Origin of the sequence: Azorhizophilus paspali (assembly GCF_043587585.2) — a bacterium.
Classification (GTDB): domain Bacteria; phylum Pseudomonadota; class Gammaproteobacteria; order Pseudomonadales; family Pseudomonadaceae; genus Azotobacter; species Azotobacter paspali.
Map to the genome: position 1 here is coordinate 1102265 of NZ_CP171449.1, position 15608 is coordinate 1117872.

Annotated in this window: 20 protein-coding genes, 1 tRNA gene and 1 pseudogene; 20 read left to right on the top strand and 2 right to left on the bottom strand. The window is 61.7% G+C overall.

Annotated features, from left to right (window positions below; all coding sequences use genetic code 11):
* Window positions 1-102: 102 nt before the first annotated feature.
* Together ACGI6K_RS05435 and aroQ are read right to left on the bottom strand one after the other, a co-directional pair.
* A pseudogene (locus tag ACGI6K_RS05435) lies at window positions 103-956 on the bottom strand (shikimate dehydrogenase).
* 4 nt (window positions 957-960) lie between these two features.
* Complete coding sequence (gene aroQ / locus ACGI6K_RS05440) at window positions 961-1386, bottom strand: type II 3-dehydroquinate dehydratase (protein WP_376945027.1); 426 nt, start codon at window positions 1384-1386, stop codon at window positions 961-963.
* A gap of 336 nt (window positions 1387-1722) precedes the next feature.
* Here aroQ and ACGI6K_RS05445 point away from each other — a divergent pair.
* The 20 genes from ACGI6K_RS05445 (at window position 1723) to ACGI6K_RS05540 (ending at window position 15594) form a co-directional block, all read left to right on the top strand.
* Window positions 1723-1796: transfer RNA gene (locus ACGI6K_RS05445), tRNA-Gly, on the top strand.
* A gap of 165 nt (window positions 1797-1961) precedes the next feature.
* Window positions 1962-3248 (top strand): tyrosine-type recombinase/integrase, encoded by a 1287-nt coding sequence (locus ACGI6K_RS05450; protein ID WP_376945029.1) that lies wholly within the window; start codon window positions 1962-1964, stop codon window positions 3246-3248.
* Between the two features lie 65 nt (window positions 3249-3313).
* Window positions 3314-4051 (top strand): hypothetical protein, encoded by a 738-nt coding sequence (locus tag ACGI6K_RS05455; protein WP_376945031.1) that lies wholly within the window; start codon window positions 3314-3316, stop codon window positions 4049-4051.
* A 98-nt stretch (window positions 4052-4149) separates the two neighbouring features.
* Entirely contained in the window at window positions 4150-4395 is a 246-nt protein-coding gene (locus tag ACGI6K_RS05460; RefSeq protein WP_376945033.1) for a helix-turn-helix transcriptional regulator, read from the top strand.
* Window positions 4392-4700: a helix-turn-helix domain-containing protein gene (locus tag ACGI6K_RS05465; protein WP_376945035.1), complete on the top strand. Its 309-nt coding sequence runs from the start codon at window positions 4392-4394 to the stop codon at window positions 4698-4700. Before ACGI6K_RS05460 ends, ACGI6K_RS05465 begins: the two co-directional genes overlap by 4 nt.
* Window positions 4697-4936, top strand: a complete 240-nt coding sequence (locus ACGI6K_RS05470; RefSeq protein ID WP_376945037.1) for a hypothetical protein — start codon at window positions 4697-4699, stop codon at window positions 4934-4936. Before ACGI6K_RS05465 ends, ACGI6K_RS05470 begins: the two co-directional genes overlap by 4 nt.
* Before the next feature lie 302 nt (window positions 4937-5238).
* The gene (locus ACGI6K_RS05475; RefSeq protein ID WP_376945039.1) at window positions 5239-5412 is read left to right on the top strand and encodes a hypothetical protein; all 174 of its coding nucleotides are present in this window, start codon (window positions 5239-5241) and stop codon (window positions 5410-5412) included.
* Complete coding sequence (locus ACGI6K_RS05480; RefSeq protein ID WP_377969186.1) at window positions 5409-5600, top strand: hypothetical protein; 192 nt, start codon at window positions 5409-5411, stop codon at window positions 5598-5600. Before ACGI6K_RS05475 ends, ACGI6K_RS05480 begins: the two co-directional genes overlap by 4 nt.
* Window positions 5597-5851 carry a hypothetical protein gene (locus tag ACGI6K_RS05485; RefSeq protein WP_377969092.1) on the top strand — a complete coding sequence of 85 codons (255 nt, stop codon included), beginning with the start codon at window positions 5597-5599 and terminating at the stop codon, window positions 5849-5851. Before ACGI6K_RS05480 ends, ACGI6K_RS05485 begins: the two co-directional genes overlap by 4 nt.
* Window positions 5848-6147 (top strand): hypothetical protein, encoded by a 300-nt coding sequence (locus ACGI6K_RS05490; RefSeq protein WP_377969188.1) that lies wholly within the window; start codon window positions 5848-5850, stop codon window positions 6145-6147. The genes ACGI6K_RS05485 and ACGI6K_RS05490 overlap by 4 nt, the downstream gene beginning before the upstream one ends.
* A 3-nt stretch (window positions 6148-6150) precedes the next feature.
* Window positions 6151-6390 (top strand): hypothetical protein, encoded by a 240-nt coding sequence (locus tag ACGI6K_RS05495; protein WP_377969190.1) that lies wholly within the window; start codon window positions 6151-6153, stop codon window positions 6388-6390.
* Window positions 6387-6608 carry a hypothetical protein gene (locus ACGI6K_RS05500; RefSeq protein WP_377969125.1) on the top strand — a complete coding sequence of 74 codons (222 nt, stop codon included), beginning with the start codon at window positions 6387-6389 and terminating at the stop codon, window positions 6606-6608. Before ACGI6K_RS05495 ends, ACGI6K_RS05500 begins: the two co-directional genes overlap by 4 nt.
* On the top strand, window positions 6605-7483 hold the full coding sequence (locus tag ACGI6K_RS05505) for a toprim domain-containing protein (protein WP_376949725.1): 879 nt from the start codon (window positions 6605-6607) through the stop codon (window positions 7481-7483). Before ACGI6K_RS05500 ends, ACGI6K_RS05505 begins: the two co-directional genes overlap by 4 nt.
* Window positions 7480-8994, top strand: a complete 1515-nt coding sequence (locus tag ACGI6K_RS05510) for a DUF3631 domain-containing protein (protein ID WP_376949727.1) — start codon at window positions 7480-7482, stop codon at window positions 8992-8994. The genes ACGI6K_RS05505 and ACGI6K_RS05510 overlap by 4 nt, the downstream gene beginning before the upstream one ends.
* 1 nt (window position 8995) lies before the next feature.
* Window positions 8996-9358 carry a hypothetical protein gene (locus ACGI6K_RS05515; protein ID WP_394543552.1) on the top strand — a complete coding sequence of 121 codons (363 nt, stop codon included), beginning with the start codon at window positions 8996-8998 and terminating at the stop codon, window positions 9356-9358.
* Between the two features lie 3 nt (window positions 9359-9361).
* Window positions 9362-10030 carry a hypothetical protein gene (locus ACGI6K_RS05520; protein WP_376948122.1) on the top strand — a complete coding sequence of 223 codons (669 nt, stop codon included), beginning with the start codon at window positions 9362-9364 and terminating at the stop codon, window positions 10028-10030.
* A 265-nt stretch (window positions 10031-10295) separates the two neighbouring features.
* Window positions 10296-10916, top strand: a complete 621-nt coding sequence (locus ACGI6K_RS05525; RefSeq protein WP_376948123.1) for a hypothetical protein — start codon at window positions 10296-10298, stop codon at window positions 10914-10916.
* A 375-nt stretch (window positions 10917-11291) separates the two neighbouring features.
* Complete coding sequence (locus ACGI6K_RS05530; protein ID WP_376948124.1) at window positions 11292-12446, top strand: Fic family protein; 1155 nt, start codon at window positions 11292-11294, stop codon at window positions 12444-12446.
* A 288-nt stretch (window positions 12447-12734) separates the two neighbouring features.
* Window positions 12735-13199, top strand: coding sequence for a hypothetical protein (locus tag ACGI6K_RS05535; RefSeq protein WP_377969191.1), 465 nt, complete (start codon window positions 12735-12737; stop codon window positions 13197-13199).
* Between the two features lie 1993 nt (window positions 13200-15192).
* On the top strand, window positions 15193-15594 hold the full coding sequence (locus ACGI6K_RS05540) for a DUF2513 domain-containing protein (protein ID WP_376941830.1): 402 nt from the start codon (window positions 15193-15195) through the stop codon (window positions 15592-15594).
* Window positions 15595-15608: the final 14 nt, after the last annotated feature.

The following is a 15608-nucleotide window of genomic DNA, read 5'->3' on the forward strand; positions in this document are numbered from 1 at the left end:
GGTTTCCGGGCCGCCGTCAGGCGCCGGAGGAGCGCTCGCCGGAGCGCCTGGAAACCGCCCGGGGCCTGGCTGTTGCCGGAGCGGCGACCCTGGTGGCCAGGCTCAGCCGAGGCTGGCGAAGTGCGCCGTCATCCGTCCGGCATCGGCCCGGACGTCGCTGAACAGCTCGAACGCCTTGACCGCCTGGAACACCGCCATATTGCCGCCGTCGAGGGGCAGGCAGCCGAGAGCGCGGGCATTGCGCAGCAGTTCGGTCTCCAGCGGGAAGTAGATGATCTCCGCTACCCACAGGTCGGCATGCAGCAGTTCAGCCGGCAACGGCATGCCCAGCAGCTTAGCCATTCCGACCGGGGTGGTATTGATCAGTCCCTGGGCTTCGGCCATGGCGGCCGGCAGGTCGCTGCCGGCCAGCACCCGGTCGGCGCCGAAGCTGGCGTTGAGGTTGGCGGCCAGATCGGCGGCACGGCTCGGCTCCACGTCGAAGATGGTCAGCCGGCGCACGCCCGCCTGCAGCAGGGCATGCGCCACCGCAGCACCGGCGCCGCCAGCCCCCATCTGTACCGCGCGTTCGCGTGCCACGCCCGGCAGGCCGCGCCGGAAGCCCTCGGCGAAGGCCAGGCAATCGGTGTTGTGGCCGATGCGCTTGCTGTCCTTGAACACCACGGTGTTCACCGCGCCGATGCCGCGGGCTTCCGCCGACAGCTCACGAGCAGCGGGATGACCGCCTGCTTGCAGGGGAAAGTGATGTTCAGGCCGGTGAAGCTCATGCGCTCGGCCACGCTCAGCGGCTCCGGCAGGGCTTCGGTCGTCAAGCCGAGCTTGTCCAGATTGATCAGCCGGTAGAGATAGCGGATGCCTTGGGCGTCGCCCTCGTGCTCGTGCATGGCCGGCGTGCACGAGGCCTGGACGCCGGCGCCGATCAGGCCGGCGAGGATGCTGTGCGGTTTGGCGGTCATGGCTTCAATCCTTCTGCAGGAGCAGGCTGAAATGCTGCGGGGCCGTGCGGTAGCCGTGGCTGCCGAGGCCGCAGATTACACCGACGGCGATGTCCGACACGAAGGAGCGGTGGCGGAAGGGTTCGCGCTTGTGCACGTTGGAAAGATGCACTTCGATGACCGGTAGCTCGCTGGCGAGCAGGGCGTCGCGGATGGCTACCGAGGTGTGCGTCCAGGCGGCGGGATTGATCAGGATGCCGGCGCAGCGGCCGCGGGCCAGGTAGATCCACTCGATCAACTCGCCTTCATGGTTGGTCTGGCGGAACTCCACGACCAGACTGCATTCCTCGGTGGTGCGCGCGCAGAGGCCGGCGATGTCGGCCAGGGTTTCCCGTCCATAGGTGGCTGGCTCGCGCGTGCCGAGCAGGTTGAGATTGGGACCGTTGAGCACGAGGACTGTGTGTCACGCGATTCTCTATATTGTTATTGGATGGGTGGAGTCGCGGGTAAAATGTACCGAACGGTTAATCTGGTCAATCCGCCAGTCGCTGCCCCTGAGCATGCGGCGGACGCCGATTGTCGCCACACCGGCCGGAAGGGGCCTGCAAACCTGATGTGGCGGGCTTTCCGGGGCTTTCCGGGACAGCCGGTACGGGCGCCGAAAGTGTGCGGTTATCGCTCGGGAAGGTGTCCAGGGGCTGCGCGGCAAAAACCGGAACAGCGTCGAGAACCTGCGGAAAAATTGCACTTCACCTGCCGGCCTGCTTCTGGTAAAAAGGCAACCCTCGCGGGCGTCGTATAATGGCATTACCTGAGCTTCCCAAGCTCATGACGAGGGTTCGATTCCCTTCGCCCGCTCCACTTACTTGTTTCCACATGCTCCCGCATGTAGCTGAAACCCAGAGAAACCGGCCCTTAGAGCCGGTTTTTTTGTGCCTGCATGTTCCCACTTGTACCCGCATAGCGTTGTTTCTGGTGTACACCAGCTTGTACACTGAGAAAACAGCCTAACTTTGGTGTACAAGGATGAAGCGTTCGGAGATCAAGAAGCGCCCCCTGGCCGATACCGTTCTCGCCAGCCTGGAGCCCGATGACAAGGAGTATCGGGAGCTGGATAGCCCCGGCCTGTACTTCCGGGTGAAGCCGAACGGACAAAAGGGCTGGCTGCTGCGCCACAAGAAGCCAGATTGCCGCTGGGGCTGGCATGGGCTGGGCGGCTATCCTGAGATTCCCGCGAAGGTGGCCCGCAAGAAGGCACAGGAGCTGCGCGAGCTGGTGGCGCATGGCATCGACCCCGTGCAGCACAAAGCCGCTCAGAGGGCCGCACAAAAGGCCACGGTGCTTAACCCCTTCCATGAGTCGGTAGCCTACTGGTATCAGCGCAAGGTCGATGACGGGCTGGCCGAGAGCACGCTGCGCCTGATGCGCGGCTACCTGGACAACGACATCCTTCCAGCCCTGGGCGACAAGCCAATCACCGCGATCACCCCCAGGGACTGCGCCGAACTGCAAGCCAAGATCGAGGCGAGGGGAGCGACCAACACCCGCGACAAGATCCGCGTTGCCCTGCGCCAGATCTTCAGCCAGGCCATTGCCAGAGGGCTGTGCGAGAACAACCCGGCATCCGAACTGGTGACGATTGCCACAAAGACACCCCGAGCCAAGCATTACCCCCACCTGCTGGAGTCGGAGCTGCCGGACTTCCTGCGAGCCCTGCGCGGGAGCACCAGCCGCACCCCGGCCCGGACGGCGACCTGGCTGTGCCTGTGGACGGCATCCCGCCCTGGCATGGTCCGCTGGGCAGAGTGGTCGGAAATCGACTTCGAGGCGGCCCTGTGGACGATCCCGGCGGCCAAGATGAAGATGCGCCGCGATCATGTGGTGCCGCTCTCCCGGCAAGCCCTGGAAGCCCTGCGAGAGCTTCATCGAGTGACGGGGAGGGGGCGCTACCTGTTCCCCGGCATCGGCTCGAAGCAGCCAGTCATCAGCGAGAACACCATCAACCTGACGCTGAGGAAGATCGGCTATCGGGATCGCCTCGTCGGGCATGGCACTCGGCACACGGCGTCGACGCTGCTGCGGGAACACGGCTGGGAGAAAGATCACGTCGAGGCCCAGCTCGCCCACAAGGAAGCTGGCGTGGCTGGTATTTACAATCAGGCCGCTTACCTGCCCCAGCGCCGCGCCATGATGCAGTGGTATGCCGACTACCTCGACTGCCTGGCCGAGAGCATGACACCTGCCCGGCGAGCCGACTTTGACCGCCGCGTGAACATGCTAGAGAGCAACGTGCTGGAGCTGGTGCGAGCATGAAAAACTGGAAAAGGTCGGATGGCGTACCGACAAAACCTGCAAAACCCTAGCAGGAGGCATAGCCAATGCCCATCATGGAGATTGTTGCCCCAGCCTGGGAGGCATTCCTTCCGATTCAAGTCTTCGCCTACATGATTTATCCGAAGGACGAATCAGCCCGCCAAGCATTCATTGCTCATAAATGCGGCGAGATTGCGCTGAAAACCGCTCAAAAGTCAAATGCTGCCGAGGTCGCGCTGCCTACTGGTCTGCTGGAGATCATCTTGAAGACATGCGGAACCAAAGCTCACGAAGTACCCGTCAAAACCGTGTTATCTGGGGCGGTCGCCAGCCATATCCTACTTGCCTTGATCGAGATGCAGGCCGAGGGCGTGGAGCCTAGCGTAAATAAAGCAATCCACCTGGCAAAAGCCTTTTTCAAGCGCGCCGAAAGCCGGACAGGGCACAAGGTAACGGCCGCTGACACGCGCTCATACCGTCGCTACTGGGCTGACTATAAGCCAGTGGCGCACCTGTGGGCCGCTACTCAATTCGCCGCCGATCCGCTTCACCACGATCATTGGAGGTCCGCTATGCAGGATGACTCGCTGCGCATCCTGGCCTTGGCGCGAGACCTGCTACACGCGGCGGAAGGGATTACCAACACCAACTCAAGCGGCCCCATCCTCGACCGAGAGAAAATGTGGACATTGCCGGGCACAATCCTGCTTCCCGGCCAGCAAATGACATGCTCTGGCCTGACAGATATCCAGCGAAAGGATCTTGAGAGCTACGACCCTCGGGATTACACCGGTGACTACTGACAAGAATGCCTGTCACTAGTGTCAGTGTGCCTGTCAGTAGTTTCAGAAGGCCACCCAGCGCATAACTTAAGCATCGCCAACCAAAAGGAGACATGGCGATGCAACCCGACACACTTCAAGATATTTACCGCCAGGCCGCTGCCTTGGCCCAACTGCTGAGCTTCGCCGAAGTGTGCAGCCTGCTGCGCAAGTCGCGCTCCGGCGTTTACAAGCTGATGGCCAGCGACCCCACCTTTCCCCGCAGCATCAAGGACGGCGAGGCCCGGTCGGCCCGTGCGTTCTTCGTCGCGTCGGAAATCGCCGCCTGGCAGCAGGCCAAGCTCGCCACGAGGGATGCTGCATGAAAAAGGCCGCCCCGGTGAAGGAAAGCGGCCTCGAAAACATGCAGGTCGATGATACCAGTCTTTCGTCACAGCGTGTCCGCCTCTTGGCATACATGCAGGCACACGGCTCAATCAACACCTTCGAGGCCATCAGCAAGCTGAACATTGTTCGCCCTGGCGCCCGTATCGCAGAGCTTCGCGCTGCTGGCCACAAAATCCGCACCCACCTGGGGGAGCTGCGTGACGATCAGGGCCGGCCCCATCCGAAAGTGGCGACCTACTACCTGTCTGCAGAGCCGATCAATTTGGAAGAGGTGGCCGCATGAGCATCTACACCGGACACCGCGTCGAGGACCATGAAGATTTCATCCTGGAGCAGCTTCTGCCGCTGATCGTCGACCATGCTGGCGCCAGCGATACCCCGACGGAGGTAGTCGCCTTCGCCGTGCTCCTGACCCTGGCGACCGTCCTGCAAGCTAGGGGGCTGGGACGTGACGTGCTGGTCCGCGCCATTGATGCCGCCCGCTTGCCGACCCATGAAGCACTGGAGGGTTTGCAGTGATGACGATTGCCAGCCTGAAACCGGGGGTTGCATGCGCCAGCAGCCGGGGCTATGGTTCGCCCGTCACGGTAAGTCCCGTGGCCGACCTTGGCCGGTCGATCAATTCCAGGCGCACAAGCGCCCACCATCCCGTTGCAGGCGCTTTTTTTGTGCCCGCAGCGACGTGTTATGGCGGCTGTGCGCGGGACACCTTCGGGTGTGCCGGGTTCCTGGAATCCCGGTCGGCCAACCCGCGTACAGTCGTCACCAATCCTTGCTTGGCCGCAAGCGGTGACGGCTCCTCAATTCCAGGAGTTGTACCCATGCATCACGCCCTTACCCGCAATCCGTCCGCACTCCGGCAACGCGCCGCCGCTTACCGAGCAATGGCTCTCGCCGCCCTGCGCGCCGACTCCTCCCTGTACGTCCGCCTGCGCCGCTACAACCACCACATCAACATCGCCCGCGCCCTGGAAGCGCAGGAGGTGGCCCTGTGATTGCCGTCCAGTTGATCGACAGCACCGGCCGCGTGCTGGGCAATCTGCGTCTTCCGTCCCACCTGAGCCTGGCCGACCTAGAGCGTCTGGCCCTGGCTGCCGGCTCTCCGTCGCTTGAGAAGCACGTCGAGCAGCAGCTTGCCGCCGAGGTTCGTACTCGTGCCCTGGAAGTGGGGGTGGTGGCATGAGCACCATCGTCCGCACCACTGACGCCATCGCCGATGAAGCAATCTGCACCATTGCCTTTGGCCAAGAGCATTCGACCTGGCTGTCCGCCCTGATGACCGCCATCCGCCTCGACGCCGAGCACAACCAAAGCCGCCGCGTGGCCGATCTGGCTACCCTGGGGCACTACCTGGCCAGCGACTGCGCCAACTACCTGGACACGCAATCCAGCGACCTTCGCCGCGAGCTGGACGCGCAGGAGGTGGCGAAATGATCCGCTCCGACTGGAATGCCCTGTTGCCGAATTACGAAACCATCGAAGCCATGAGCCCGGAGAAGCTGGAGGCCGCCGGCCAGGCCGCCGAGGACTACGGCATGAACATCGGTTTCGGCATCGCCGCCATCGGCAACCTGCTGGCCAGCACGGCCACGAACGGCGCTCACGGCCTCGATCCCGATGCCATGAGCGACCTTGGCTGGCTGCTGGAAACGCTGGGCAAGCTGTCCGCCAAGCTGATCGACACCGGAAACGGCATCCGCGCACGCCGCGCCACCCTTCAAGAGGACTGACCCATGACGGATTTTCAACGCTGCCAGCCGGTGGCGACGGGATCGGCTTGCCCGGAGAAAGGCCCGGCCCTGCAACTGACCAACCACCACTTGGAGCTGATCCGCGAAGCGCGGGCCGCACTCCATCGTGCGATCAAGGAGAACCCTGCTCCAGAGGATCGCGAAGCCTGGATTACTGCTGCCGAGCGGCTGGCCGTGGCGCTGGTCGCCCGCCTGGAGAGCATCGAGGAGGACCGGCCATGACCATCGTCCCGTTCAAGTCGAAGGGTGGCGGCAACGGCGGAGAGCCGCCGCACATCGACGCCGAGAGCTATACGCAACTGCTCGATACCCTGATCGGCCTGTTCGAGCTGTGCGTCAAGGAAGGCGACCAAGGCTGGGATATCACCGAGCTGGAGCGTCTGACCCGGCAGTTGGAACGCCTGGCCGGGCGGTTCACCCCGCCGAAGGGGGCCGCATGAGCCTTGATTGCGTGACCGCTTTTCGTGATGCCTTGCAGGCGGTCTACGGCCCGCTGGACTGGCTGCCCGAACCGGATGGCCAGCTCCACCGCTTCCACGTCCCCGGCGACCGCGCCGGCTCGCGCAATGGCTGGTACGTGCTGTTCCCGGACGGGCTGGCCGCTGGCGCCTTCGGCAGTTGGAAGGTAGGCGAGGCCCACCACTGGAGTAGCCGCACGCCTGCCGACCCACAGGAGGCCGAGCAGGTGCGCCAGCGCATCGAGCAGGCCCGGCGCCAGCGGGAGGCCGAGCAGCACCGGCGCCAGCAGGATGCCGCCATCCGGGCATGGCACCTGTGGAGGGCTGCCACGCCTGCCGATCCCGAACACCCCTATCTGAGCCGCAAGAGGGTCAAGCCGCATGCCCTGCGCCAGCGGGGTGACGTGCTGCTGGTGCCGCTCTACCGGGACGGCGCGCTGGTGAACCTGCAACGCATCCACCCGGACGGGGACAAGCGTTTCCTGCCGGGTGGACTGGTGAAGGGCTGCTACTCGCCCATCGGCCCGCGTGCGCCGGGGCAGAAGCTCTACCTCTGCGAGGGCTGGGCGACCGGGGCGACGATCCACGAACACAACGGCGCCGCCGTGGCCTGCGCCATGAATGCGGACAACCTCTATCCCGCTGGTGTCCGCCTGCGCCGCGCCTACCCGGATGACGTGCTGGTGGTGGCCGGCGACGACGACCGCCAGACCGAGGGCAACCCCGGCCGCACCAAGGCCAACCAAGCCGCTGCCCTGCTCGGCTGTGGCGTGGTGTTCCCGCCCTGGCCGGCTGATGCGCCGCTGTCCCTGTCCGACTTCAACGACCTGCGCCTATGGCTGGAGGCCCACCCATGACCAGTATCGAGCTGCTGCCCGAGGCCGAGACGCCCGATCCCATCGCGGAGGCGGTCGCCAAGGTCAAGCAAGACCCCGGCGCCGTGTTCGAAGCCGAGGTGCTGGCGCTGCTGCGCAAGGTGCGGGAGGAGCAGCCGGCCCGCTGGGCGCGCATCCGCCACGCCATCAAGGAGGCGAAAACGGTAAGCCTGGCCGACCTGGACAAGCTGACCGGCAACGGCGCCAGCGAGGCCGCTGCCGGCACCAGCGAGCTGTTCCCCGAGGTGACGCTGTGGCCCGAGCCGGTAGACGGCGCCGAGCTGCTGGAGGAGCTGAGCGCCATCATCCGCCGCCATGTGATAGCCGACCCGCCGACCGTCCATGCTGCCGCCCTGTGGGCTGCCTTCACCTGGTTTATCGACGTGGTGGACGTGGCGCCCATCGCCAACATCACCGCCCCGGAGCCGCGTTGCGGCAAGAGCGTGCTGCTCGGCGTGCTGGCGCGTCTGGTCTGCCGCCCGCTGACCGTATCCAACATCGCCCCGGCGGCGCTGTTCCGCTCCATTGAGCTGTGGTCTCCGACCCTACTGATAGACGAGGTGGACGCCTTCCTGGCCGAGCATGAGGAGGCGCGCGGCATCCTCAATGCCGGCTTCACCCGTGACAGCGCATTCGTGATCCGCTGCGTCGGCGACGATCACATGCCAACCCGCTTCAACGTATGGGGCGCCAAGGTGCTGTGCGGTATCGGCAGGATCGCCGCCACCCTGATAGACCGCAGCATTCCCCTACGCCTGCGCCGCAAGCTGCCCGGCGAGCGCACGACCAAGATTCGCCACGCCGATCATGCCGCCTTTGCCGAGCTGGCCGGCAAGCTGGCGCGCTTCGCCCTCGACAACCGGGAGGCCGTCCGCACGGCCAGGCCGGCAGAAATCGAAGGGCTGAACGACCGGGCGAACGACTGCTGGGAGCCGCTGCTGGCCATCGCCAAGGCAGCCGGGGGCGACTGGCCGCGCCTGGCTCGCCATGCCGCCATCACTCTTCATGGACTGGAGGGAGAGACGCCCAGCATCGGCGCCGAGCTGCTGGCATCCATCCGTGACGCCTTCGACAGCCGGCGCACGGACAGGTTATCGACTGCCGATCTGCTGGAGGCACTGGCAGAGGACGACGAAGCGCCCTGGGCCGCTTGGAACCGGGGAAAGCCCATGACACCCCACCAGCTATCGAAGCGACTTACCGAGTTCGGCATCAAGTCGACAACCGTCCGTATTGGACTGAGAACGCCGAAAGGCTACATGCGGGAGCAGTTCGAGGAAGCATGGAACCGTTACTTGTCCTCAGACACCCCCAAAAAACCCGCAACACCGCAACAAGCCAGTAATGGCGCGGCATCCAGCGGTTTTGGAACCGCAACACTGTCCGCCACTGTTGCGGATGAAAAAACGCTGAAAGCCACGGCTGGCGCGGCTTGTTGCGGTGTTGCGGATAAAACGCCCCTACAGCCGGAAGACAACGCGGAGTACTTCTGACATGGCCGCCCTGGACTACCTGCGCCGGGCTGGTCTTGCCATCGAGCTGGAGGGCGAGCGTTTGCGCGTCACTCCAGCCGACCGCCTCACCGACGCCTATCGCCAATACCTGCGCGACCACAAGGCCGAGCTGCTGGCAGAGCTGATCGCCGTCAACGACTCGCAGCCCGTCCCGGAGCCGCCACAAGCGACGCCAGCAGCGGAAAGCGCTACAGAGGCTGTCGTGGAGCCTAAGCGCAACGCCTGGACGATCACCCGAGGGGGCAAGCCGATCTGCACGATATGCGGCACCCCCATGACCTACGACGAAGCCCTGGCCGAAGCCCGCTGGCGCTGGCCGGATGCCGATATTCTGGAGAACTGACCCATGACCACGAACCAAGCTGTAACCCTGGTGGGCATTGCCCTGAAGCCGACCACCACGCATCGGACCAGCCTGATTGTCATTCGCCGCATGGCGCGCCACTTCTGCGAGAGCGCCGAAGCCATCCACGACGAGCGCCGACTACTGCGCCGGGAGGCTGCCGTACTGCGCCAGTTCGAGCCGTTCACCAAGCAGCAGGCCGATGCCCTGGAGCAGCAGGCCAAGGACCATCGGGATACCGAGCTGGAGGGCATACGGGAAATCCTGCACGCCTTCGGGCAGTCGCTGCTCCGCGACAGTGACGGGTATCTGGCCGCCCTGGGCTTCGACACCGTGTGCGACCTGCTCAACGTCAACACCGTGGAGCGGGAACAGGCCCGCCGCGACGGGGTCGACGATCTGTCCGGGCTGATCTTCGTTCACAACCTGGAGGACAGCGCCAGCCATCGGGGCGAGGACTTCAAGCAAGGCCCGCTGTTCGAGGCATGCCTTGAGGCCATGATGGAGTTCTGCCGCACCGCGCCCAAGGACGTGCTGCCCGATCCGTTCGCCCCCGGTGGCCCGCTGTACGGCGCTCCGATTCGCATGGTTCAGCCGGACGGCACCATGACCATCAAGCGCCCGGACCTGACCGTGCATGACGCCAGCGGCTCCCGCGTGGTGAAGCGGTAGGCCCACCCCTACGCGCTTCGGGCTGGCCCCTCAATTTTGAGGAGCGAAGCCTGCGGTTTTGAGCGCGTAGGGCTGACCAAAGCAGGAATGCCTGCTTAGCCTGGTGTGCTCCAGTTGGCGCTGTCCGAATATCGGACTTTGGCTTGTTCCGCAGTCCGCAGTCCGCAACCCCCTACGCGCGAGTGCGGAGTGCGGACCAGCCGACTGCTGGAGTACGTGCCCTGGTAGCCAGTAACCAAACTTTCCAATTGATTTAGGTTCGCCAATGAGCAGAGACAAGGAGAAGGACGCGACCGAGGACTACCGCGCCCTGGACGTGCGGGGACTTCATCGTGCCGGTGTGCTGGTGCCCGGCTGGCTGGGGAACTGGCAATGGACGCGACGGGGCGCCGTGGTGGCGACCATCGGCATCGAGGCCGAGAACCGCGACCGCGTGCGCCTGCGTTATCAAGTAACAGTCCGAGGCGAGCGCCAGGCGAAGGACTACCCCGTGCCGATCACCTGGACGCCCTGCCACCTGGGAGGGGAGCGCCCGTGGTTCCTGTGCCCCTGCTGTGGCCGGCGCGTGGCAAAGCTGTATCTGCAAAGCGTGTTCGCCTGCCGCCACTGCCGACGCCTGAACTACCGCAGCCAGCAGGCCAGCAAGCGTGACGTTCCTTGTGATCGCTCGTGGACGCTGCGCCGCGCCCTGGGCTGCGATGAGGGGTTTCTGTCCCTGCCTGCCGAGTTCATCCGCAAGCCCAAGGGCATGCACTGGCGGACCTTCGAGCGGAAGATAGAACAGCTCAAGCGGGTGGACGCCCGCGCCCTGGACGAGGCCCGCGCCTTGCTCGGCAGGATCGAGCACAGCGTGAAGATTGCCGGGGATGCCCTGTCGCGCTGCTGATCGCGGTAATGCCGTGGTGGCCGTTACCGGTGAAACTATCTGTTTCAGTCGAGACTGCCGGAATTGGTAGTTTCGACTGGCCAGCCGGGGCGGTGGTCGGCACTGGGCTGGTCATCTCCAGCACCACGCCTGCATGATCTGAGCGTGGCGAACGTGGTCATGCCCATTCGCGCCGACAGCTGAGCCCCGACCATAGCCCTACAGGAACTGCCTAGCCATGCTCCCTTTTCCATTTATGTTTTTACTGATTTACAATTTTTGTGTAGCTGAAAGCTAAATATTTTTTAGCAGATGCTAACGCCACCCCGCCTGCGACGGGCCTTTGCGGCCTTAGGTTTGAGATAGTCCACGGCCAGCTTTGAGATATTTTCCACGATGCCAGAATTTAATCATCATGAGCTTAAGCTCCTGAACCCGTCCTTTGATTCCCCGTTGGTGGACGTGCTGAGCGATCTGGAGCATCTCCGCCGCCTACGACTGGAGGGCAGCACTCCGCCCCCAATATTTTTTCAGCTCAAGTCCATCTTCCATGTGCTCGAGAGCCTGGGATCAGCTCGAATAGAGGGGAACCATACGACCTTAGCTGACTACGTAGATAGCAAGGTAGAAGGTAGCGGGCAGACCACTGACCAGTTGCGCGAAGTAGCCAACATCGAGATAGCTATGTGCCACATTGAGGGGGTCATGAGGCCAGGCGAACCTTTGACTGAACACCTGATAAGAGAGTTACATGCTTTAACGGTCACTGATCTAAAGCGTGAGGGCGACAAAACTCCTGGTGCCTATCGTAATGGCCCTGTGCGTATTTCTCAATCTGAACATCTTCCTCCGGACTTTGTGCAAGTACCGAGTTATATGCAGGAGTTGGTGCAATTCATAAATCGTGATGACCCGCCAAAATATGACCTTATGAAGGTAGCTCTGGCTCATCATCGGTTTGGCTGGATACACCCGTTTGGAAATGGCAATGGTCGAGTTGTACGGCTTCTTACATATGCCCTTCTGATCAAATATGGCTTTAATGTCAGTGCTGAAGGTCGCGTCCTGAACCCCACGGCCGTATTCTGCAATGACCGTGAGCGCTACTACGCCATGCTAGCTAGAGCTGACACAGGGACCAAGGAGGGCTTGGAGGAGTGGTGTATCTATGTGTTAGAGGGCGTACGCGAAGAGCTTGAAAAAGTAGACCGACTTACAGATTTCAACTATCTAAAGCAACACATCTTATACCCTGCGGTATCGTTTGCCCGACAGCGCGAGTGGATAACAGGCACAGAAGAGGCTGTATTAACACGCGCTATAAAAATGGGGATTGTTAAGTCAGGAGATTTAACTGCAGTTTTACCTGATATGAGTGCCGGCCAGCGTACTTATTTGATCAAGAAACTTGTTAGTCAAGGAATGTTGCTCCCAATAAGCGAAGGGGCCAGGCAGTATACGATTGGCTTTTCCAATAACTACCTTGTCAGAGGAGTATTTCGCGCATTGACAGAACAAGGTTTTATCCCTCCACCCGTTGAGAGACCATAGACCACAGCAAGGCAAGCGGCACTTGGACAGGCAACCAGTTAGCGCTTTTCCCATACAGCCAAATAGCCCTACCCAGTCACGGGTCCTTCCAGCTCCCACCACCCCCTGCGGGCAATTCGAGCCCCGATCCCGGACTACATATGGGCAATCTGCCGCCGGCCTGTTTCCGGTTCCGGTTTTGCCTGAAAGCCGCGCCAGCAGCCGCGCAGAGGCCGATAGCCATGCGGAAATGATCGGACATAGCCGGCACATTGAGCGACGCGCCCAAATACCTCGAATCAGAGGGAATTGTCGGGCAGGCCGTCGCTTGGCTGGGAAAACATCCCGGCGCGCACCGTCCATCTTGATTCGATCCTGAAGGGCGAACTGGCCGAAAACGAGTTCCGCAAAGACTTCACCCCGTCTGAGCGCGTGGCGATTGGCGAGGGTATTGAGCGGGAGCTTGGGAATCGTCTTGGGGTAAACCAGCACACAAAAGAGGATGTGGAAAATTTTCCACATCCTGCTCCGGAAGGAAAAACTCGCGATATCGCCGCCAAGGCTGCCGGCTTCGGCAATGGCAAGACCTACGAGCAAGCCAAGAATTACTGCTTAGCCTGGTGCGCTCCATCGAGCCGGGCAATCTGGCTCCTCAATTCTGAGGGGCCACCCTTTCTCCATGTCCGGAAAGCCGGGGTGGCACCCCGATCTGCGAAACCACAGAAAACCATAGGCGCCAGAACTACAGAAAACTACAGGCGGCACCGATCCTGATATCCGGAATCAGGGGGATGATCGCCGGCCAATCCGGGGCGGTTCTCGATTTGAAACCGGAAAACCCGGCATCAACGCCGATTGGCGGAAGCCCGCAAAAGGTGTCTCCGAGACGGAGATTCCCGATGCGGCAAAACACCCCATGAAAGGCCGGCATTCCGGCTTTTGCGAAAACAACCCCATGCAACCCTGCGTCAAGCCTTGGGCGCCGCAAGATCACGGCAAGACCGATTTGCGAAAACCAACCCCATGAATGAGGCCGGGAACGGTAAGAACACGGTAAGGATGAAGGGGTGGCCATGATGACCACACCCCAAGGCATCCCCGCGTAAAGCCGGGAAAATTCCGGAATAGCATGCGCCAGCGATCCGGGTAGCCGATGGCTCAGACTTGAGCCATGTCCGCGTCTGGTGCTGGCGCCGCTGGGGGACCGGCTGGGATTTCAGCCGATCATCACGCACTCCTTCACGCACAGCGAAATGCGTGAAGAGGCGGAGATCATCGACGAGGCTTCCGCCAGTTCTGGCGTTTGAAACGGATCAACCTGTCCGCCGGCCTGGATCAAGTCCCCGGATCGGGATAGGTTCCGAGTGTGGGGACAGCGCCACGCTGTGGCCAGGCTGCCACCGTGGAATCAACACGCCGTGTCGAAATCAACACACTGTGCCGGGAATGGCAGTCTGAGCCGAAACAGACCAAATCGTCTCACTGGGCACGCTTCAACCCCCAGCGGGGGATGGATGGTCCAGAACTGGACCATGCTCGGATGCTCAAACCGCCGCCGTAGCGGTTTCGGACATTGGCCGAAAGCTCGGCTGATGTGGGCCGGGTTAGCGGAAAAAACCGACTCGGTTCCTGCTAGGTTTCTCCGATTTCAAATCGAAGTATTCCTGCCGCCAGCGCTACGGGCATCGGCTAGAAGTTCAGCCGATCTACCTGCCCCGCCTGCGAGTGGGCATCACTTATCGGCGAAGGGAACCTGAAAAAACCTGAAAACCCACCCCGCCGCGTGTGGGGGATCGCCGCCGCCTGAATGTCAGGTTTTGACAGGTTCTCACCCGCCCCGCGTGCGCGTGGGGGCACTTCTCACTTCTGCCGTTGGCTGAAGTTAGTACGCGCTCGTGCCAGGGGCTGACTACAAAACTTTTGTAGTGACCGCCTGAAAGATCAGGAGATGTTCACCAGCAGAGGAAACGTCATCCCCCACCGGGGGAACACCACCCCGAGGCGGGGGAGTGACGACGATCACCAGTGCCAGCAGGGAGTCATCCGGGCGGGCTTGGGGCTGGTCAAAAAGCAGCCGAAAAGAGGCCAGCAGCCGGCATCTTGTACACCAGTGTGTACACATGAACTTTCAAAATGCCTGAAAGCCTCGCTATTACTGAATGGTTATGTTCCCTTCGCCGAAAAAGGTTAGAAAGGTAATTTGCCGACTGAAAGCGCCTGAAAGCCACGAACGGTGGGGCCTGCAGCGATTCTGCAAAAGGTTAGAAACGGGTTAGAAAAAGGTTAGGAAATTACCTTTTCAAAAGGTTAGAAACTCGTCTTTCAATGTCCCTATAAATCAAGGACTTAGATAAAAATTACCTTCCTTCTAACCATTTCTAACCTTCCCAAGGTCAGGGCTGCAGCCCTAGTGCCATGCGGGCTTCAGCAGTGCCGAACTGCTTTTCTAACCTTCTAACCTTCTAACCTTTTTCCGATGCCTTCCTGAAAAATTGCTCTCTGCCTGCCCCTGCCGTTCTTTGCCTTGGGCATCTAGACCCCATCCGTGAAGGGATCTGAAGGCTTTTCCCATCCCTGATAATCCCCGCACAGCGCCCAGCTTGCCTGTCCTGCGCCGAGCCGAAGGTGTGAAGAAAAAGCGACCTGTTTAGCCCGCAGGTGTCGTGGGGGGACAACTGCGCGCGCCGGGTGGCGCTTGGATTCTTGTCGTCGCTTATGAGAGGCTCGCAAAGCACGCTTTCGTGCTCGCTATAAGGAGAGAAGCGATATGCAGAGAGACCCAGAGCTGATCAGACAACTCATGCTGAGGCTTGAGTCTTTTCCTATGGGGCGGGGAGCAGTCTTAATGCTCGACCCATGTGAGGATTTGCTCGTCGAAGGCTATTCGCACGATCAGATCGACTATCACATGCGCCAGATACTCATGAGTGGGTGGGTGGATATGGCAGGTGGATTGGGAATAAGTATTAGCGGGAAATTCTCATTTAGAGCCCTGACCCCCGCCGGTCATGATTTTGTCGACTCGGTCAGAGATGAAGCAATCTGGAGGCTGACGAAGAATGGTGTGACTGAGGCTGGTGGGTTCACCCTTGAAACGCTTTCCGCGCTTGGCAAGGCTTTCCTAAAAAAACAGGTCGAGAAGCTCACGGGCTTAGAACTGCCTGGCTAGGAATGAAAAAGCCC